The organism is Actinomadura sp. NPDC023710, assembly GCF_040639875.1.
GTDB classification, from domain to species: Bacteria; Actinomycetota; Actinomycetes; order Streptosporangiales; family Streptosporangiaceae; genus Spirillospora; species Spirillospora citrea.
In genome coordinates this window covers 49,271-67,509 of sequence record NZ_JBFAGB010000027.1, presented here as the reverse complement: position 1 = coordinate 67,509, position 18,239 = coordinate 49,271, and the positions used below count along the sequence as shown (strand labels likewise).

The window sequence follows — 18,239 nt, the reverse complement described above, 5'->3', positions numbered from 1 at the left end:
ACGGACCCGTCCTTAGCGTGGGGAGATCTGAGCTCTGAAAGGACGGCGATGCCCGAGGTGACCGTGTACGCCCCCGGATATCCCACCTGGGCCGAACTGGCCAGTCCGGACGTCCACGCATCCAAGCGGTTCTACTGCGAGCTGTTCGGCTGGTACGTCTACACGCTGGCCGGCGACCTCGACGACTACTCGATCTTCACCCTGGGCGGCGTCCAGGGGCCGGAGGTCGCCGGCATGCAGCCGCTCGCGGACGACTCGATGGAGCCGACCTGGACGTGCTACTTCCGGACCGACGACATCCCCGCCACGCTCGACACCGTGCGCGCCATGGGCGGGCACGAGCTGAGCGAGCCCACCGACCTCGCCAACCTCGGGCGGATGGCCCACTGCGCCGACCCCGAGGGCGCCGACTTCGCCCTGTGGACCCCCCACGACTTCGAGGGCGCGGGCGTCATGGACGAGCCGTCCGCGATGTGCTGGATGGAACTGGCCTCCCGTGACCCCGAGGGCGCCCGCCGCTTCTACGGGGAGGTCTTCGGCTGGACGGCCGTCGACCGCTCCTACTTCACGCCCGGCTACACCAACTGGAAGGTCGGCGAGTGGTCCGTGGCGGGCATGGTGCCGCTGGGGGAGTGGTGGCCGGCCCAGTTCGAGCCCCACTGGATCCCCTACTTCTGGGTCTCCGACTGCGACGCCATCGCCGCGCGGGCGGCCGAGTTGGGGGCGGTGATCCATATCCCGCCGACCGATATCAAGCCCGGCCGCATCACCGTCATGACCGATCCGTGCGGGGCGCGCCTGGCGGTCCTCACCCCCGCCGCCGGTTCGCGCCTCACCATCCGTCCGCACGGATGACCGCGGCCCGCCGCTCGCCGTGCGAAGACGCGAACATTGGGGTGATCTTGGGGATTTGCGTCAGCGGGGATTGCGCGGGCGTCCCTAGCCTGGAGGCGTGCGCGCCACAGGGGTGCGGCGATGCCGGAGGTGACCCATGCCCGAGGTGACCGCGTTCGCCCCCGGTCATCCGTCGTGGGCCGAGCTCGCGAGCCCGGATCCGGAGGGGTCCGGGCGGTTCTACCGCGCCCTGTTCGGCTGGTACTCCTACACGCTGACCGTGGGCGACCTCGGCGAGTACGAGATCTTCACCCTGGGCGGCGTCCAGGGCCCCGAGGTCGCCGGGATGCAGGCGCTCGCCGACGACTCCGGGACGGCCTCCTGGACGTGCTACTTCCGGACCGACGACATCCCGGCCACGCTCGCCGCCGTGCGCGACGCGGGGGGCCTGGAGACGATGGAGCCCACCGATGTCGCCGACCTCGGACGGATGGCCCTGTGCTCCGACCCCGATGGCGCCGACTTTGCGCTCTGGTACCCCTACAACCTCAAGGGCGCGGGCGTCGTCGACGAGCCGTCCGCGATGCTCTGGGTGGAACTGGCCTCCCGCGACATCGAGCGCGCCCGCCGCTTCTACGGGCAGGTCTTCGGCTGGAGGGCCGTCGACCGCGACTACTACGACACCGTCTACACCCACTGGAAGGTCGGGGACTGGGCGGTGGCCGGGATGGTCTCCATGGGCGAGCTCTGGCCGCCCGGCCATCCCCCGCACTGGACCCCGTTCTTCTGGGTCTCCGACTGCGACGCCTCCGCGGCCCGCGCCGCCGACCTCGGCGGCCGCGTCCGCATCCCGCCGACCGACATCAAGCCCTGCCGGTTCGCCATCGTCACCGACCCGACCGGCGCCCGCCTGGGCCTGGTCACCCCCACGACGGACGTCCTGGCCGAGCGCGCCCGCCCCTGACGACCTGCTGGCCGTGGGGTCAGCGGCCGAGGGGTCCGGGCCCTGGGGAGGCCGGTCCGGGCGCGGGCAGGGCGTCCTGGGAGTGCAGGCGGCCGAGGAGCATCAGGACCAGCTCGTCGATGACCTCGTCGAGGGTGGCCTCGACCCATCCGGCGGTCCAGTCGTGCAGGAGGCCGTTGATGCTGCCGATGAACGCGGTCGCGGCGATCCGGTAGTCGCGGTCGGTGATCTCACCGCGCTCGGCCGCGGCGGCGGCCTCGGCGCAGATGAAACCGACCCAGCGGGCGCGGCGGGTGAGGCGCTGGCGGTCCAGCCGGGGGCTGACGCCGATGATCTCGACGAACGCGATCCGGATGCGGGCCCGGTCGGCGGTGATGCTGGCGGCGTAGGCGCGGAACAGGTGGGCCGTGCGCTCGGCGAGCCCGAGGCCCGCGACGGACGGCAGCGCGGCCACGACGTCCCGCTCCGCCGCGTCGTTGACCTCCAGGTGCAGCTCGGCGAGGAGGTCCTCCAGCGTGCTGAACTCCTCGTAGAACTGGCGGGTGGACAGCCCGGCCGCCTCGCTGAGCGCCGCGACCGTGGTCGCGCGGTAGCCGGGGCCGCGGCCGAACATCTCCAGCCCGGCGTCGAGGAACCGGCGGCGCCGCTCGGCCCGCCGCTCGGCCGCGGACCGGCCGCCGTACCTGCCGGTCGGTGTCGCGCGCCTGCCCGCCACGTGGCTCCCTCCGTCCGTCCGGACGGCATTTTCCCGCAAACCGGTGTTGTGTCACGCATCACCCCGCTGTGGTCTCGCTCACCGGGCCCGTATCGGCGCCGCCCCCGAGCCGCCCGCGGGCGGTCGGCCGGACAGCCGCCTCAGCAGGTCGCGGCTCGCGGCGGCCATCGCCGGGGGGACGTCCAGCTCCTCCAGCATGGCCGCCGCGGCCTCCATCTCGGCGGCGCGGCGGGCGGCGTGCCGGTACGTCCCGGCGACGAGCCGGTCCACGGTGTGCTCCCCGGCCGCCGCCAGCTCCGCGACGATGTTCTCGCGCAGCCAGTCCTCGCAGCCGGCCGCCCGCGCCGCCTCAAGCGCCTCGACGACCGACCCGGCCAGCCCCTTGAAGAACACGCTGCGCAGCAGCTTGCGCCCGGCCGCCGCGCCCGCCTCCGCGTCCAGCACCTCGATCCCGGCGCCGAGGGGGGTGAGGAGCGCGGCGACGTCCCCGGCGCCCTCCGCGCAGGCCAGCATCGGCGTGCGGAGCCCGCGTCCCGGCACCGGCGCCATGATCGCCACATCGGCGAACCGGACGCCGACCCGCCGCGCGAGCGCGTCCAGTTCCCGCTTCAACCCGGGCGACCCGGTGTTCAGGTCGGCCCAGACGGCGTCCCGGGCGGCGCCGGCGCCCGCCCTGAGCGCAGCGACCGCGTCGTGCGCGCTGTTGACGCTCAGCACCAGATCGGCCCCGGCGGCGGCGTCGGCCTCGCTCCCGGCCTGGACGATTCCGCCGGACGCCGCGACGGCCGGGTCGTGGCCGCGCACCACCGCCCCCGCCGCCACGAGGTCGCGCGCGATCGCGCCGCCCGCCTCACCGAGCCCCAGTACGGCGATCACCGTCATGCGTCCTCCTCCGCGGCGGGACGGTCCCGCGAACCGCTACCCTAGATCGCGACAAAATTGGCGACAATCCCGGAGACCCCCGTGAGCGACGTGACGGCCGCGATCCGCGAGGCGATCCTCGGCGGCGAGTTCGTGCCGAACCAGCGGCTGGTCGAGGCCGACCTGTCGGAGCAGTTCGCGGCGAGCCGCGCCGGCGTCCGCGCGGCGCTCGCCGTACTCGCGGGCGAGGGCCTGGTCGAGCGCGTCCAGAACCGGGGCGCCCGCGTGCGCGCCGTCTCCCTGGCGGAGGCCGTCGAGATCTCCGAGGTCCGGATGGTGATCGAGGGGCTGTGCGCGGCGAAGGCCGCCGAGCGCGCCGCCCCCGCCGAGGTCTCCGAGCTGCGGGCGATCGGCGAGGAGATGCGCGCCGCCGTGGCGTCCGGCGACGTGCTCGGCTACTCCCGGCTGAACGAGCGCCTCCACCGCCGCGTCCGCGAGATCAGCGGGCAGCGGACGGCCTCGGGCGTCCTCGAACGCCTGCGCGCCCAGGGCGTCCGGCACCAGTTCAAGCTGGCCATGCACCCGGGCCGCCCCCAGAAGTCCCTCCCGCAGCACCTCGCCATCATCGACGCGATCGCCGCCCACGACCCGGCCGCCGCCGAGCAGGCCGCCCGCGCGCACCTGCGCAGCGTCATCGAGGCCCTCGGCGAGATCGCCTCCTAGCCGGAAAACCCTTCGCGCCGGCCCTCCTCCGGCCGTTACGGTCGGCCTGCCGCGCGACACGATCTTGTCCGGCGGCGGTCGTCATCAGAGAGAACCAGGAGGATTCCCGATGACAACAACCACAGCCCTTGCTCTGACCAAGGTTCGCAACATCGGGATCATGGCGCACATCGACGCCGGCAAGACGACGACCGCCGAGCGGATCCTCTTCTACACCGGTGTGTCGCACCGGATCGGCGAGGTGCACGACGGCAACACCGCGCTGGACTACACCAAGCAGGAGCGCGACCGGGGCATCACCATCACCTCCGCGGCGACGACCTGCCGCTGGAGCGTCGAGGACGCCCGCGGCGCGGCCGGCGCCGAGCACACGATCAACCTGATCGACACGCCGGGCCACGTCGACTTCACGATCGAGGTCGAACGGTGCCTGCGCGTCCTCGACGGCGCCGTGGCCGTGTTCGACGGCGTGGCGGGCGTCGAGCCGCAGTCGGAGACGGTGTGGCGCCAGGCCGACCGCTACGGCGTGCCGCGCATCTGCTTCGTCAACAAGCTCGACCGCGCCGGCGCCGACTTCCAGCGCTGCGTCGACATGATCCGCGAGCGGCTCGGCGCCGTCCCGCTGGTCGTGCAGCTGCCGATCGGCGCCGAGTCCGGGTTCGCGGGCGTGGTCGACCTCGTCTCCGGGCGGGCGCACGTCTGGCCGGACGACCGGCACGCCGTCGTGGACGTCCCGTCCGGCATGGCCGAGGACGTCCGCCGATGGCGCGGCAGGCTCGTCGAGACGGTCGCCGAGCGCGACGAGGAGGTCATGGAGCTGTACGTGGGCGGTGCGGAGCCGTCGCCGGAGCAGCTGCACGCGGCGATCCGCCGGCTCACGGTCGCCTCCGAGATCGCCCCGGTGCTGTGCGGCAGCGCGTTCCGCAACAAGGGCGTCGAGCCCCTGCTGGACGCGGTGGTGCGGTACCTGCCGTCGCCGCTCGACGTCGCGCCGCCGGAGATCGGGGACGCCCTGGAGCGGACCCCGCTCTCCGCGCTCGCGTTCAAGATCGTGAGTGACCGGCACCTGGGGCGGCTCACCTTCGTCCGGATCTACACCGGGCGGCTGGTGGCGGGCGCGAGCGTGCTCAACAGCGTCAAGGCGCGCAAGGAGCGGATCGGCAAGATCTACCGCATGCACGCCGACACGCGCGAGGAGATCGCGTCGGCGGGCGCGGGCGACATCGTCGCGGTGATGGGGCTCAAGCAGACCACCACCGGCGAGACGCTCTGCGACGACGCGCGCCCGGTGGTCCTGGAGTCCATGGACTTCCCGGCGCCGGTCATCGAGGTCGCGATCGAGCCGCGCTCCAAGGCCGACCGGGAGAAGCTGGGCGCCGCGATCCAGCGGCTCTCGGAGGAGGATCCGTCGTTCCAGGTCCACGACGAGGAAGGGCAGACCGTCATCGGCGGCATGGGCGAACTCCATCTGGAGATCCTCATCGACCGCATGCGGGAGGAGTTCCACGTCGAGGCGGCCGTCGGCCGCCCGCGCGTGGCCTACCGCGAGACGATCCGCTCGGCCGTGGACCGGGTCGACCTCACCCACCGCAAGCAGACGGGAGGCAAGGGCCAGTACGCGAAGGTGCAGATCGCCGTCGAGCCCGTCGAGGACGGGTACGAGTTCGTCAACCGGGTCACCGGCGGACGGATCCCGAAGGAGTTCATCCCCTCGGTGGACGCGGGCTGCCAGGAGGCGATGCGCTTCGGCGTCCTCGCCGGGCACGAGATGACGGGCGTGCGGGTCACGCTGCTGGACGGCGACTTCCACCCCGTCGACTCGTCCGAGCTCGCCTTCAAGATCGCCGGTTCGCTGGCGTTCGGGGAGGCGGTGCGGCGCGCGTCCCCCGTGCTGCTCGAACCGGTGATGACCGTCGAGGTCACCGCCCCCGAGGAGCATCTGGGCGCGGTGATCGGCGACCTCAACGCCCGCCGCGGCCGGATCGAGGGGACCGACGAGCGCGCGGGCGCCCGGGTCGTGCACGCCCTCGTCCCGCTGTCGGAGATGTTCGGCTACGTCGGGCACCTGCGCGGCATGACGTCGGGCCGCGGGGTGTTCACCATGCGGTTCGCGTCCTACGCGGAGGTCCCGGACGCGGTAGCCCGGACCCTCGTCTCGGGCTGATGTGAAGGGGGCCCGGCTCTCGCCGGGCCCCTTTCCTCACGCGCCGGCCAGACCGCGCCGAGACCTGCGCCACACGGGGTGTACGGGGTGCGGACACGGGAATCGTCGGTCGCGGAGCCACCGGCCCACTAGTCTCTGCCGGGGCGGGACGCCGGGTCCCGCCGGTCCGCGAGGAGGAGCCCCCAGGTGTTCGAGTCGGTGCTCGTGGCCAACCGCGGCGAGATCGCCGGGCGGATCGTGCACACCGCCCGCGCGATGGGGCTCAAGACGATCGCGGTGTACTCCGCGGCCGACGAGGGCCTGCCCTTCGTCGCCGAGGCGGACGAGGCCGTCCTGATCGGGCCCGCCGAGCCGTCCGGCAGCTACCTCAACGCCGCCGCGATCCTGGAGGCCGCGCACCGGACCAACGCGCAGGCCGTCCATCCCGGCCACGGGTTCCTCGCCGAGAGCGCCTCGTTCGCCCGGCAGGTCGCCGACCGCGGCCTGGTCTGGGTCGGCCCGCCGCCGCTCGCCATCGCCCGGATGGGCGACAAGATCAACGCCCGGAACCTGATGAAGGAGGCGGGCGTCCCCGTCGCCCCCGGGGTCTGGGAGCCCGTGCCCGACGCGGCGACGGCGGTCGAGGAAGCCGAGCGCATCGGCTATCCCGTCATGGTGAAGCCCGCCGCGGGCGGCGGTGGCATCGGCCTGGCCGCGGTCCACGACGAGGCGTCGCTGCGCAAGGCGTTCGAGGAGGCCCGCGCCGCCGCCGAACAGGTCTTCGGCCGGGGCGACATCCTGCTGGAACGGTACGTCGAGGGCGCCCGGCACGTCGAGGTGCAGATCCTCGGCCTGGCCGACGGCACCGTGGTCGCGCTGGGCGAGCGCGACTGCTCCGTCCAGCGCCGGTACCAGAAGGTCGTGGAGGAGTCCCCATCCCCCGGCATCACCCCGGCGCTGCGCGAGCGGATGCTGGCCGCCGCCGTCCGCGCGGGCGAGGCCGTCGGCTACCGCGGCGCCGGCACCGTCGAGTGCCTGGTCGACCCCGCCGCCCAGGAGTTCTCCTTCCTGGAGATGGACACCCGCCTCCAGATCGAGCACCCGGTCACCGAGATGGTCACCGGCATCGACCTCGTCGAGCAGCAGTTCCGCATCGCCGCCGGCGAACCGGTCTCGTTCACCGGCGCCGCCCCGCGCGGGCACGCCATCGAGTTCCGCGTCCAGGCCGAGGACCCGCGGCGCTTCCTGCCCGGCACGGGCGAGATCACGGTGTGGGAGGAGCCCGTCGGCGACGGCATCCGCATCGACGCGGGCTACGCCGAGGGCACCACCGTCACCCGCCACTACGACCCGCTGCTGGCCAAGCTGTGCGTCCACGGCGACGACCGCGCCCACGCCCTGGCCCGCGCCCGCGCCGCGCTGGAGGCGTTCCACATCGAGGGCCCGCCGACGAACCTGCCCTTCCTGCGCGAACTACTCGACCGCCCGGAGTTCGCCACCGGAACCTACGACACCGGGCTGGTCGCGCGCATGCGCGGCCCCCAGGCCCCCTGAGCACCGCCCCCGCGCCCGTCGTAGAGTGACGCCGTGTACTGCGACCGCTGCGGCGAGCCCGCCGAGGGCGACCACACCCCCTGCCGGACCGCCCGCCGGATGGAACCGCCCCGCTACTGCCCCCACTGCCGCCGCCGCCTGATCGTCCAGGTGACCCCCACCGCCTGGACGGCCGAATGCTCCCAACACGGCCCCCTGGAACCCGCGGACCAAGCCCCGTAGCGGACTCACCCGGCGAGAGGCCGCCCGACGCCGCCTCCGCGCTCCGAACGGTCGATGGCGGCCACCAGCCGCCGAGCGTGCCCCGGGCTCTCGACCAGGTGGTCGGGCTCCGTCAGTCGCACCCCGGGCACGGTCGAGCACCCAGATCAGGTCGTCTCCTGCGCGGGCGATCCTGAGGCCGCGTCCCGGAACGACAGGGCGTAGGTGATGAGGGTGAAGCCGGGGGCCGGGGACCAGTCGTGGTCGGGGGTGCGGACGAAGCCCATCTTCTCGTACATGCGCTGGGCGGACTCCATGTTGCGCTGCGTCGACAGGCGCAGGCCGGACAGGCCGGCCGCGCGGGCCCGTTCGACGCAGGCGCGCACCATGGCGCGGCCCGCGCCCTTGCCCCGGGCGCTCTCCAGGACGGCGAGCATGCGGAACTCGGCCTCGTCCGGTCCGGCCAGTTCCGCGTAGGGGGTGCCGGGCGGGCAGTACGCGACGGCACCGGCGATCTGCCCGGCGTCCTCGGCGACGAGCAGCACGGCCTTCGCGGCCCGGTCGGCTGCGTCGCGCAGCTTGTGCACGTACGAGGACTGCGGGCTGACCAGGCCGCCGTGCACGTAGACCTCCACGGTCAGTTCGCCGACGAGGTCGTACTCGTCCGGGCGTGCCGTCCGCACGATCACTTGACGTCCTGGCAGGAGGACTCGGCGGGGAGGAGGGGGCGCAGGCGGACGGAGTAGGTCTGGCCGCCGCTGCGCCACGCGGTATCCGGGCTCGCGGCGGGGACCTTCCCGGCCGGGGCCACCGTGCAGACCGCACCGGCCACCTGGACGCCCTTGCCGAGCGGCTCCAGCGGCCACGTCCTGACGGAGGCGCTTCCCGTGGGCGGCCCGGCGAGCACGGCGGTCTTCCGCGGCTTGTAAGGTCCGGGCTTCCCGGCGAGGTCGGACGCGGGCCAGGCGGCCGGGGCGAGGCGCTTGAGGAAGCGTCCCTCCGGGCCCGCCTGCGCCTCGGGCTGGACGATCCGGGTCGTCGCGCCGTCCATGGCGACCACGATCGTGATCGCGTCCGCGACGCCGCCGGGCCCGACCGTGTGGGAGCGGGCGAAGCCGGCCGCGCGGGCCTCGTCCAGGAGGCGCCGCAGGGCTTCGGGCCTCAGGCGGTACTCGGTCGGCCCGCCCTGGGCCGAGGCCACCGCGCGGCCCGTGGAGTAGAGGGAGAAGTCGGGAAGGCTTCCGGGGCCGCCGAGACCGGCGATGCCGCCGGTCCTGCGCCACCGCAGGACGAGCTCCTCGCCCGCGGGGGTGTCGGTGACGGGGGACGAGGCCGTGGTGGAGGCGGGGGCGGAGGGCCCGGCGGTGCCGGAGCCGTCGCCGCAGGCGGCCGACCCGGCGCAGGCGGCCAGGACGGCGCAGGCGAGTGCCGGCACCCGGTGGGAGCGTGTGTACGGACCGGCCATGACGGTTGGACGCTCGGTGCCGCGCCCCGGTTCCGCCGATTCCGGGAACACCCGGCGACGGGCCGGTTCCGGGCCCGCGCTAGTGTGCCGATCTGTGAGTGTGCTCGTTGTGACCGGGACCTGCACGGGTGTGGGGAAGACCGTCGTCACCGCGGCGCTGGCCGCGGTCGCCGCCGCGCGCGGCGCGTCGGTCGCCGTCGTCAAACCCGGTCAGACCGGGGTCGGCGGCGGGGAGCCGGGCGACCTCGACGAGGTCCGCAGGCTCGCCGGGATCGACGACGTGCACGAGTACGCGCGGTTCCCCGACCCCCTGTCCCCGGCCGCGGCGGCCCGCCACGCGGGGATGCCGCCCGTCCGGTTGCCGGACGTCGCCGAGCGCGTCGGGGACCTGGCGTCCGGGCGGCGGCTGGTGCTGGTCGAGGGGGCGGGCGGGCTCCTCGTCCGCTACGACGAGGAGGGCGGCACGATCGCCGACCTCGCGCGCTGGCTCGGCGCCGCCGTCGTGGTGGTGGCCCGTCCGGACCTCGGCACGCTCAACCACACCGCGCTCACCCTGGAGGCGATGGCGCACCGCGGGGTGCAGCTCGCCGGGGTGGTGATCGGCGCGTGGCCGGACGCCCCCGACCTCGCCATGCGCAGCAACATCCGCGACCTGGAGACCATCGCGGCCCGCCCGCTGTCGGGCGCGCTGCCCGCCGGCGCCGGGGCCCTGGACCCGGCGGAGTTCCTCGTGGCCGCGCACCGCGGCCTGGCCCCCTCCCTCGGCGGCGGATTCGACGCCGCCGCCTTCCGCGCCGCCTTCGGCCTCGACAAGGAGAACACGTGACGGACATTCTCGACATCGCGCGCCGCCAGGTCCTGGACGAGGGCGAGGGCCTGTCGCAGGGGCAGGTGCTGGAGGTGCTGAACCTGCCGGACGACCGGCTCCAGGACCTGCTCGCGCTCGCCCACGACGTCCGGATGCGGTGGTGCGGGCCGGAGGTCGAGGTCGAGGGGATCGTGTCGCTGAAGACCGGCGGCTGCCCGGAGGACTGCCACTTCTGCTCGCAGTCCGGCAAGTTCGAGTCGCCCGTCCGGTCGGTGTGGCTGAACATCCCCGAGCTGGTCGAGGCGGCGAAGGAGACCGCCGCGACCGGCGCCACCGAGTTCTGCATCGTCGCCGCCGTGCGGGGACCGGACGAGCGCCTGATGTCGCAGGTCCGCGAGGGCGTCAAGGCCATCAACGACGCCGTCGAGATCAACATCGCGTGCTCGCTCGGCATGCTCACCCAGGCGCAGGTGGACGAGCTGGCAGCGATGGGCGTCCACCGCTACAACCACAACCTGGAGACGGCCCGCTCCCACTTCCCGAACGTGGTCACCACGCACGCGTGGGAGGAGCGCTGGGACACCCTCCGCATGGTCAAGGACGCCGGCATGGAGGTGTGCTGCGGCGGCATCGTCGGCATGGGCGAGAGCGTCGAGCAGCGCGCCGAGTTCGCCGGGCAGCTCGCGGAACTGGAGCCCGACGAGGTCCCGCTGAACTTCCTCGCGCCGCGCCCCGGCACCCCGTTCGCCGACTACCCGCTGGTCGAGGGCACCGAGGCGCTGAAGACGATCGCCGCGTTCCGGCTCGCCCTGCCCCGCACCATCCTGCGCTACGCCGGCGGCCGCGAGCTCACCCTCGGCGACCTCGGCACCCGCGAGGGCATGCTCGGCGGCATCAACGCGGTGATCGTCGGCAACTACCTCACCACCCTCGGCCGTCCGGCGCGGCAGGACCTGGAACTGCTCACCGAGCTGCAGATGCCGATCAAGGCCCTCGGCCGGACGCTCTGAGACCCGCCGCGCGGCGGGTCAGCGGCTCAGCCGGGTGATGAACTTGTAGCGGTCGCCCCGGTACAGGGACTGGGCCCACTCGACCGGCTGGCCCGTCGTGTCGAAGGCGTGGCGGGACAGCAGCAGCATCGGCAGGCCGACGTCCACGCCCAGGAGCTGGGCGTCGTGCGGGGTGGCGAGGACGGTCTCGATCGTCTCCTCGGCCTCGGTGAGGTGGACGTCGTAGGCGGTCGCGAGCGTCTCGTACAGGGAGTGGTGGCGCGGCAGCTCGCGGCGCAGGCCGGGGAAGCGGCGGGCCGGGAGGTGCGAGGTGTCGATCGACATCGGCTCGCCGTCGGCCAGCCGGAGGCGGTGGATCCGCAGCACCCGGCCGCCGGGGCGGATGCACAGGAGATTGGCGAGGCGCTCGTCGGCGCTGACGTAGCCGGCCTCCAGGATGCGGGTCTCGGGGCGCAGCCCGTGGTGCCGCATGTCCTCGGTGTAGCTGACGAGCTGGAGTTCCTGGGCGACCTTCGGCTTGGCGACGAAGGTGCCCTTGCCCTGGATGCGCTGGAGGCGCCCCTCCACGACCAGCTCGGCGAGGGCCTGCCGGACGGTGGTGCGGGACGTCTCGTACTTCTCCGCGAGGGTCCGCTCGGGCGGCAGCGGGCTGCCCGCGGGAAGCGACTGGATCAGCTCGACCAGCAGTTCCTTCAGCTTGTAGTACTTGGGGATCCGGGGCGCCTGGTTCGGGTGGCGCTTACCGATGTCGCCGAGCGAGACCCGGTCGAAGCCGTGCTCGAACCCGCCCCCGTGCCGGGGCCCGCCTCTGACCTCCGTCACGGCATCTCCTCACGTTCATCACCGGTTTCCCCGATGTTATGGGTGAAGACTACGGCCGGTAGAGGAGGCGATTTCCGCCAGGGCCGCCCGCAATCGTGTGAGGTCGGACTCGTCCAGCGTGGCGCGTGCGGTGAGGCGCAGGCAGGCCCGGCCCTTGGGAACCGACGGCGGACGGAAGCAGCCGACGCGGAGACCGTGCTCAGCGCAGATCTCGGCGGCCCGCACCGCGGCCTGCGGCTCGCCCAGGAACACGGGGACCACGGCCGCCGCGGGCGGGGCCGTTTCCAGGCCGGAACCGGCCGCCAGGTTTGAGATCGCCAGGGCCCGCTCGCGGGCCCTGCCGGGCAGCCCGGGGTCGGACCCGAGCACGTCCAGCGCGGCGAGGGCGGCGCCCGCGGCGGGCGGGTTCAGCCCGGTGTCGAAGATGAACGACCGCCCCGTGTCGACCAGGGCGTCGATCACCTCGGGGGCCCCGAGGACCGCCCCGCCCTGCGACGCCAGGGACTTCGACAGCGTGAGGGTGAGGACCACGTCGGGCTCGCCCGCGAGGCCGGCGGCGTGCGCCGCGCCCCGGCCCCCGTCGCCGACGACGCCGAGCGCGTGCGCCTCGTCGACCAGCAGCAGCGCCCCGTGCGCCCGGACGGCGGCGTGCAGCGCGCCCAGCGGCGCCAGGTCGCCGTCGACGGAGAACACCGCGTCGGTGACGACGACGGCGTGGTCCTCCTCGCGCTCGGCGAGGGCCCGCTCCGCGGCGGCGGCGTCCCGATGCGGGACGATCACGACGCGGGACCGCGACAGCCGGCACGCGTCCACGATGGAGGCGTGGTTGACCTGGTCGGACACCACGAGCGTGTCAGGCCCGGCGAGCGCGGTGACGGCGCCGAGGTTGGCGAGGAAACCGGAGGAGAACACCAGGCCGGCGGCGCTGCCGGTGAACGCGGCGAGCCGCCGGTCCAGCTCGGCGTGCAGCTCCGTCGTCCCGGTGACGAGGCGCGAACCGGTCGAGCCGGTGCCCCACTCGCGCGCGGCGGCGACGGCGCCCTCCACGAGCCGCGGGTCGCCGGAGAGCCCGAGGTAGTCGTTGGACGCCAGATCGGTGAGCCCGTCGGGCCGGGGGCGCAGCGACCGGCGCAGCCCGGCGGCGGCGCGCCGCCCGGCCGCGTCCCGGAGTCTGGCCAGGGGGTCTCGTACTGCGGTCATGCCGGGCATCCTGCCAGGTGGCCCCGGAGGCGGGGCCACCTGCCCTCGGACAGAAAACCATCGGCGATGATGGTCGAGTGCCTACCTTGACCGATCTGGTCCGCGACCACACCGACCTCACCGACACCGATCTGGAGTGGCTGCACGCGCTGGTCTCGGACTGGCAGCTCCTGGCCGACCTGTCGTTCGCGGACCTGCTGCTCTGGGTGCCGCTGCGGTCGGCGGACGCGCTGCCCGCCGACGGGACGTCCCGCGCGGGCCGGAGCAGGCCGGGCGTGCTCGACACCGGCGCGACCGTCCCCGGCTGGGTCGCGATCGCGCAGATGCGGCCGACGACCGGGCCGACCGCCTACCCGGAGGACCTCGTCGGCAAGGTCGTCCGGACGGGCCGCCGCGGGCTGATCGACGTGGCGTGGCGGGAGCGCCGGATCGTCCGCGAGGGCGACCCGGAGTGGGGCAGCGGCATCCCCGTCCGCGAGGAGTCCATCCCGGTGCGCCGCGGCGCCAAGATCCTCGGAGTGATCCAGCGCAGCACCAACCTCAGCTCGGCGCGCACCCCGTCCCGGCTGGAGCTGACCTACCTGCAGAGCGCCAGCGACCTCGCCACGATGATCTCCGAGGGCCGGTTCCCGGTGCCCGGCGAGGAGCCGAACATGGTCCGCTCGCCGCGCGTCGGCGACGGCCTGATGCGGCTGGACCGCGCCGGCAAGGTCACCTACGCCAGTCCCAACGCCCAGTCCGCCTACCGGCGGCTCGGCTACCCGACGGACCTGGTCGGCGAGGCGCTCGGGCAGGTCACCGCGGACCTGTGCGACACCGGCGAGCCGATGGAGGAGGCGCTGAGCGTCGTGCTGTCGGGCCGCGCGCCGCGCGAGGTCGAGGTCGAGTCACGCGGGTCGATCATGCAGCTGCGCACGATCCCCCTCGTCGTCGGCGGGACGCGGATCGGCGCCGTCGTGCTGTGCCGGGACGTGACCGAGCTGCGCTGGCGCGACCGGGAGCTGATGACCAAGGACGCCACCATCCGGGAGATCCACCACCGGGTGAAGAACAACCTGCAGACGGTCGCGGCGCTGCTGCGGCTCCAGGCGCGCCGGCTGCGGATCCCGGAGGGCCGGGCCGCGCTGGACGAGGCCGTCCGGCGCGTCGGGTCGATCGCGATCGTGCACGAGACGCTGTCGCACACCCCGGACGAGCTGATCGACTTCGACGACATCGCCGACCGGGTGATCACGATGGCGGGGGAGGTGTCCACCCCGGAGACCAAGGTCACCCCCAAGCGGACCGGGAGCTTCGGCGTCCTGCCCGCCGAGATCGCGACGCCGCTGGCGATGGCGCTCACCGAACTGCTGCAGAACGCCCTGGAGCACGGCCTGGCGAACCGCTTCGGGACCCTGGAGGTCGTGGCGCACCGCTACGGGGAGGGGGAGGTCTCCAAGGATCCGGGCGGCGCTTCGTTCTGGGGCGAGTGGAAGGCGGCCGGTGCGAACGAGCCCCGCGCCCCGGGCGTCGAGCCCGAGCACCCGTCCGGCCGCCGCCTCGTCACCGTCATCGCGGACGACGGCGTCGGCCTGCCCGCCGACTTCGACATGGAGAGCACCGAGAGCCTCGGCCTGCAGATCGTCCGCACCCTCATCGTGGGCGAACTGGGCGGCGACCTGGACTTCCGCCCCCGCGAAGGCGGCGGCACCGAGGTAGTGGTCGACATCCCCCTGGACCACCACCACGGCCCCAGTCGCCCTTAACGCAGTGCGCTCCTCCTTCGGGCCTTGACGGCCCTCCATCGCCGGGCACTGCTGCGATCGCCGGCATCGCTCCGGCTCGCGTTGAGGCTCACTGCGCGATCGGCCTCTTGCTTCGCGCGAAGCCGGCTTCGCACGCGATCGCGGTTCCTTCAGGTTTCTGACGGCCGAGGCGCCGGTCCCGCCGGGTGCGGTAACGGCTTAGGCCGCACGAACAGTCGGGGAGGCCGCCGCGCGCTCTAACGCCTGGCGCTGATGGCGGTGCGATTGACTCGCGTTCGGCGCCGCAGTGCGCGGCGTTCGTCTTCGCCCATGGCGCCCCAGACGCCGGACTCCTGGCCGGACTCCAGCGCCCAGCGCAGGCAGGCATCGCTGACGTCGCAGCGGCGGCAGACCTGCTTGGCCTCCTCGATCTGCAGGATCGCGGGGCCGGTGTTGCCGATGGGGAAGAAGAGCTCGGGGTCCACGTCACGGCAGGCTGCGCGGTGGCGCCAGTCCATGCGGTCCACTCCTTCGTCAGGTGGTGGAGTTGCTCCACTCTTGTGAACGGGTTCACATGTCGCGAACGCCCGGGGTGGCTGTGGCCAGGTCCAGGGATTGTTGTTCGGCGGCGCCGCGAGCAGGTGACCGGCGGCGTTGGGGTCCCTGTCGGCTGGCGCACTTTGAGCGTTTCAGGAGGGTGCGGGCAGACGCAAGACCTTTGAGAAAGGATTCTCAAAGTATGGGTGTCGCATGTGTCACACCCATCGGTCGGGCATGTTACTTGGCTCTCACATGCGGCTCGCGCGCCTCAAATGACGATGCGGATCGCCTTCGGCACGGAGCGGAACGTGACCGTCCGGTGCTCTCCCAGGTAGTCGCCGTCCAACTGGAACGCCACGGGACGGTCCGCGCACACCGTGACCTCGGCCTCGTCGTGCAGGTTCAGGGCGTGCCGCCCCTGAACGGGATACGCCCGCGGGGCCAGCATCCGGGCCAGCGCCCCCAGCGTCGCGCCGACTTCCAGGGAACGCATCCCGAACACGTCCAGGCCGCGCGAGAAGTTCGCCTTCGGACTCGGATTCACCGGCACCCGCCCCATGAAAGTCCACGGAGACGTATTGGAGATGAACGCCAGGAACAACCCCGATTTAGGCGGCCGTCCGGGCTGTTCCAAAGTGAGCGCCGGATGGCGCCGATCGGTGCCGGAGAAGAAATGCCGGATCGCGGTCCGCACATACAGCGACGGGTCGGCCCGGAAGCCCGCCTCGCGGCGCCGCTCCACCTCCCGCACGACCTCCGCGTCCAGCCCCACACCCGCACAGAACGTGAAGTACCGCTCGGGGGCCCCGGGATGGGAGGCCGTGCCGAGCCCGACCGTCCGGTACCGGCCCGCCCGCAGCGCCTCCAGGACCGACCGCGTCGCGCCGATCGGGTCGTCCGGAAGGCCGAGCGCGCGGGCGAACACGTTCGCGCTCCCGCACGGCAGCACCGCCAGCGCGGGCAGATCGGGGGACGGGCCGTTCGCCAGCAGCCCGTTGACGGCCTCGTTCACCGTCCCGTCCCCGCCGAGGGCGATCACGACGTCGTAGCCCTCGACGGCGGCCTGCCGGGCCAGCTCCGTCGCGTGGCCGCGGTGGCCGGTCTCGGCGAGGACGAGGTCGAGATCGCCGGTGAAGGCCCGCACGAGGATGTCGCGGGCCCGCCGGGAGGTGGAGGTCGCCTTGGGGTTGGCGATGAGCATGGCGCGCACGGCGTCAGGGTATCGAGCGTTCCGGATGCGTTCGCCCGCCGTTTCCCCTGGGGGCGGGCCGCCGAACGGGGCGAGTAGGGTTTCGGGGTGTGACCAAGCGTCCCTTCACCGTGCAGGCCGCCGCCGCCCTCCAGGCCGCGGAGGGCGCCGCCGCCGTCGGATTCGGCGTCTTCACCGGCGTCGAGACGGCCGCCGGCTCCGCCGTCGACCCGGCCAGCGCGATCGGGGTCACCGTCCTGGCCCTCGCCGGCGGCCTCGGCATGCTCGGCTGCGCGCGCGGGCTGCTGCGCGCCGCCCAGTGGAGCCGCGCCCCCACGGTCCTGACCCAGCTGTTCGCCCTGCCGATCGCCTGGTCGCTGTGGCAGAGCGACCGGCTCGCGATCGCCGTCCCGCTGGGCGTGGTCGCGGTCCTCGCGCTGATCGCCGCCCTCAGCCCGCCGAGCACCGCCTGGCTCATCGAGGACCACGACGAGGACGACGAGGACGCGCCGAAGGACCCCGAGCCCACCGCACCGGCCAAGACGGCCGGCGCCCCGCCGACCACGGAGCCGCGCTCCCTCGGCCGGCGCCTCAAAGACCGCCTGAACGAACAGCCCACCAAGAACGGCAAGGGCTGACGAACGCCGAAAGGGCCCTGAGGACACGTCCACGTCCTCGGGGCCCTTTCGGCTCACCATCGCTACTCGTCGGCGGTCAGGCCGTCGCGGAGCTGCGCGAGGGTCCGCGCCAGCAGCCGGGACACGTGCATCTGGGAGATGCCGAGCTCCGCCGCGATCTGCGACTGCGTCATGTTGCCGAAGAAGCGCAGCAGAAGGATCTTCTTCTCGCGCGCCGGAAGCTTCTCCAACAGCGGCTTGAGGGACTCGCGGTACTCCACGCCCTCCAGCGACTCGTCCACCATGCCGAGCGAGTCCGCCACCGCCGGGGCGTCCTCGTCGCCGGAGTCGGGCGCGTCGAGGGACACCGTGGAATAGGCGTTCGCCGACTCCAGCCCCTCCAGCACCTCCTCCTCGGTCATCTGCAGGTGAGCCGCCAGCTCGCTCACGGTCGGGGCGCGGCCCTCCTTCTGGGCGAGATCACTGATCGCCTTCGTCAGCGACAGCTTCAGCTCCTGCAGCCGGCGCGGCACGCGCACCGCCCAGCCCTTGTCGCGGAAGTGCCGCTTGATCTCACCGACGATCGTCGGCGTGGCGTAGGTGGAGAACTCCACCCCGCGCTCCAGGTCGAACCGGTCGATCGACTTGATCAACCCGATCGTGGCGACCTGGATCAGGTCGTCCAGCCACTCCCCGCGGTTGCGGAAGCGCCGGGCGAGATACTCCACCAGCGGCAGATGCAGCTCCACGAGCTGGTCGCGGATGCGCTGGCGCTCCGGGTCGCCCTCCGGCAGCTCGGTGAGACGCTCGAACAGCGCGCGCGCCCGGGCCCGGTCCGGCACGGCGCTGCTGTCAGAACGCTCGGTGCT

19 protein-coding genes are annotated in these 18,239 nt (G+C 73.4%); 10 read left to right on the top strand and 9 right to left on the bottom strand.

The window, feature by feature from the left end:
- Nucleotides 1–48: 48 nt before the first annotated feature.
- Together AB0H37_RS28465 and AB0H37_RS28460 are read left to right on the top strand one after the other, a co-directional pair.
- Nucleotides 49–855 carry a VOC family protein gene (locus AB0H37_RS28465; protein WP_360616341.1) on the top strand — a complete coding sequence of 269 codons (807 nt, stop codon included), beginning with the start codon at nucleotides 49–51 and terminating at the stop codon, nucleotides 853–855.
- Nucleotides 856–991: 136 nt separating this feature from the next.
- On the top strand, nucleotides 992–1,798 hold the full coding sequence (locus AB0H37_RS28460; protein WP_360616340.1) for a VOC family protein: 807 nt from the start codon (nucleotides 992–994) through the stop codon (nucleotides 1,796–1,798).
- Nucleotides 1,799–1,817: 19 nt separating this feature from the next.
- On the opposite strand, the gene AB0H37_RS28455 is transcribed toward AB0H37_RS28460, so the two are convergent.
- Both AB0H37_RS28455 and AB0H37_RS28450 read right to left on the bottom strand, forming a co-directional pair.
- Nucleotides 1,818–2,513, bottom strand: coding sequence for a helix-turn-helix domain-containing protein (locus AB0H37_RS28455; protein WP_360616339.1), 696 nt, complete (start codon nucleotides 2,511–2,513; stop codon nucleotides 1,818–1,820).
- A 78-nt stretch (nucleotides 2,514–2,591) separates the two neighbouring features.
- Nucleotides 2,592–3,395: a DUF1932 domain-containing protein gene (locus tag AB0H37_RS28450; RefSeq protein WP_360616338.1), complete on the bottom strand. Its 804-nt coding sequence runs from the start codon at nucleotides 3,393–3,395 to the stop codon at nucleotides 2,592–2,594.
- 81 nt (nucleotides 3,396–3,476) lie between these two features.
- Here AB0H37_RS28450 and AB0H37_RS28445 point away from each other — a divergent pair, with 81 nt between their 5' ends.
- The 4 genes from AB0H37_RS28445 to AB0H37_RS28430 all read left to right on the top strand — a co-directional run bounded on the left by AB0H37_RS28445 (nucleotide 3,477) and on the right by AB0H37_RS28430 (nucleotide 8,016).
- The gene (locus AB0H37_RS28445) at nucleotides 3,477–4,097 is read left to right on the top strand and encodes a GntR family transcriptional regulator (RefSeq protein ID WP_229810486.1); all 621 of its coding nucleotides are present in this window, start codon (nucleotides 3,477–3,479) and stop codon (nucleotides 4,095–4,097) included.
- A 109-nt stretch (nucleotides 4,098–4,206) separates the two neighbouring features.
- Entirely contained in the window at nucleotides 4,207–6,261 is a 2,055-nt protein-coding gene (fusA, locus tag AB0H37_RS28440) for an elongation factor G (protein ID WP_360616337.1), read from the top strand.
- A 186-nt stretch (nucleotides 6,262–6,447) separates the two neighbouring features.
- On the top strand, nucleotides 6,448–7,794 hold the full coding sequence (locus AB0H37_RS28435; protein WP_360616336.1) for a biotin carboxylase N-terminal domain-containing protein: 1,347 nt from the start codon (nucleotides 6,448–6,450) through the stop codon (nucleotides 7,792–7,794).
- A 33-nt stretch (nucleotides 7,795–7,827) separates the two neighbouring features.
- Nucleotides 7,828–8,016 (top strand): hypothetical protein, encoded by a 189-nt coding sequence (locus tag AB0H37_RS28430; protein WP_360616335.1) that lies wholly within the window; start codon nucleotides 7,828–7,830, stop codon nucleotides 8,014–8,016.
- Between the two features lie 146 nt (nucleotides 8,017–8,162).
- On the opposite strand, the gene AB0H37_RS28425 is transcribed toward AB0H37_RS28430, so the two are convergent.
- On the bottom strand, nucleotides 8,163–8,684 hold the full coding sequence (locus AB0H37_RS28425) for a GNAT family N-acetyltransferase (RefSeq protein ID WP_360616334.1): 522 nt from the start codon (nucleotides 8,682–8,684) through the stop codon (nucleotides 8,163–8,165).
- Nucleotides 8,681–9,430: a hypothetical protein gene (locus tag AB0H37_RS28420; RefSeq protein ID WP_360616333.1), complete on the bottom strand. Its 750-nt coding sequence runs from the start codon at nucleotides 9,428–9,430 to the stop codon at nucleotides 8,681–8,683. Before AB0H37_RS28420 ends, AB0H37_RS28425 begins: the two co-directional genes overlap by 4 nt.
- A gap of 124 nt (nucleotides 9,431–9,554) precedes the next feature.
- Between AB0H37_RS28420 and bioD the strand changes: the two genes are divergently transcribed.
- Nucleotides 9,555–10,286, top strand: a complete 732-nt coding sequence (bioD, locus tag AB0H37_RS28415) for a dethiobiotin synthase (RefSeq protein WP_329094348.1) — start codon at nucleotides 9,555–9,557, stop codon at nucleotides 10,284–10,286.
- Entirely contained in the window at nucleotides 10,283–11,278 is a 996-nt protein-coding gene (gene bioB / locus AB0H37_RS28410; RefSeq protein WP_360616332.1) for a biotin synthase BioB, read from the top strand. Before bioD ends, bioB begins: the two co-directional genes overlap by 4 nt.
- A gap of 18 nt (nucleotides 11,279–11,296) precedes the next feature.
- Here the strand turns inward: bioB and AB0H37_RS28405 are convergent, their stop codons facing one another.
- Both AB0H37_RS28405 and AB0H37_RS28400 read right to left on the bottom strand, forming a co-directional pair.
- Nucleotides 11,297–12,100 carry a GntR family transcriptional regulator gene (locus tag AB0H37_RS28405; protein WP_229810485.1) on the bottom strand — a complete coding sequence of 268 codons (804 nt, stop codon included), beginning with the start codon at nucleotides 12,098–12,100 and terminating at the stop codon, nucleotides 11,297–11,299.
- A gap of 36 nt (nucleotides 12,101–12,136) precedes the next feature.
- Nucleotides 12,137–13,300 (bottom strand): 8-amino-7-oxononanoate synthase, encoded by a 1,164-nt coding sequence (locus AB0H37_RS28400; protein WP_179833135.1) that lies wholly within the window; start codon nucleotides 13,298–13,300, stop codon nucleotides 12,137–12,139.
- A 77-nt stretch (nucleotides 13,301–13,377) separates the two neighbouring features.
- On the opposite strand from AB0H37_RS28400, the gene AB0H37_RS28395 reads away from it, so the two are divergent.
- On the top strand, nucleotides 13,378–15,045 hold the full coding sequence (locus tag AB0H37_RS28395; RefSeq protein ID WP_360616331.1) for a histidine kinase N-terminal domain-containing protein: 1,668 nt from the start codon (nucleotides 13,378–13,380) through the stop codon (nucleotides 15,043–15,045).
- 236 nt (nucleotides 15,046–15,281) lie between these two features.
- Here the strand turns inward: AB0H37_RS28395 and AB0H37_RS28390 are convergent, their stop codons facing one another.
- Nucleotides 15,282–15,542 carry a WhiB family transcriptional regulator gene (locus AB0H37_RS28390; protein ID WP_329094344.1) on the bottom strand — a complete coding sequence of 87 codons (261 nt, stop codon included), beginning with the start codon at nucleotides 15,540–15,542 and terminating at the stop codon, nucleotides 15,282–15,284.
- 290 nt (nucleotides 15,543–15,832) lie between these two features.
- Nucleotides 15,833–16,774 carry a diacylglycerol kinase family protein gene (locus AB0H37_RS28385; protein WP_179833138.1) on the bottom strand — a complete coding sequence of 314 codons (942 nt, stop codon included), beginning with the start codon at nucleotides 16,772–16,774 and terminating at the stop codon, nucleotides 15,833–15,835.
- An 89-nt stretch (nucleotides 16,775–16,863) separates the two neighbouring features.
- Between AB0H37_RS28385 and AB0H37_RS28380 the strand changes: the two genes are divergently transcribed.
- The gene (locus AB0H37_RS28380; RefSeq protein ID WP_360616330.1) at nucleotides 16,864–17,391 is read left to right on the top strand and encodes a hypothetical protein; all 528 of its coding nucleotides are present in this window, start codon (nucleotides 16,864–16,866) and stop codon (nucleotides 17,389–17,391) included.
- A gap of 62 nt (nucleotides 17,392–17,453) precedes the next feature.
- Here AB0H37_RS28380 and AB0H37_RS28375 read toward each other — a convergent pair whose 3' ends face one another.
- Nucleotides 17,454–18,212, bottom strand: a complete 759-nt coding sequence (locus AB0H37_RS28375; protein ID WP_329098364.1) for an RNA polymerase sigma factor SigF — start codon at nucleotides 18,210–18,212, stop codon at nucleotides 17,454–17,456.
- Nucleotides 18,213–18,239: the final 27 nt, after the last annotated feature.

Excerpts from the sequence above, each read along its gene's own strand:
- AB0H37_RS28400 (WP_179833135.1), bottom strand. The coding sequence starts at position 13,300 with ATGACCGCAGTACGAGACCCCCTGGCCAGACTCCGGGACGCGGCCGGG.
- fusA (WP_360616337.1), top strand. The coding sequence starts at position 4,207 with ATGACAACAACCACAGCCCTTGCTCTGACCAAGGTTCGCAACATCGGG.
- AB0H37_RS28390 (WP_329094344.1), bottom strand. The coding sequence starts at position 15,542 with ATGGACTGGCGCCACCGCGCAGCCTGCCGTGACGTGGACCCCGAGCTC.
- AB0H37_RS28465 (WP_360616341.1), top strand. The coding sequence starts at position 49 with ATGCCCGAGGTGACCGTGTACGCCCCCGGATATCCCACCTGGGCCGAA.
- AB0H37_RS28460 (WP_360616340.1), top strand. The coding sequence starts at position 992 with ATGCCCGAGGTGACCGCGTTCGCCCCCGGTCATCCGTCGTGGGCCGAG.
- AB0H37_RS28450 (WP_360616338.1), bottom strand. The coding sequence starts at position 3,395 with ATGACGGTGATCGCCGTACTGGGGCTCGGTGAGGCGGGCGGCGCGATC.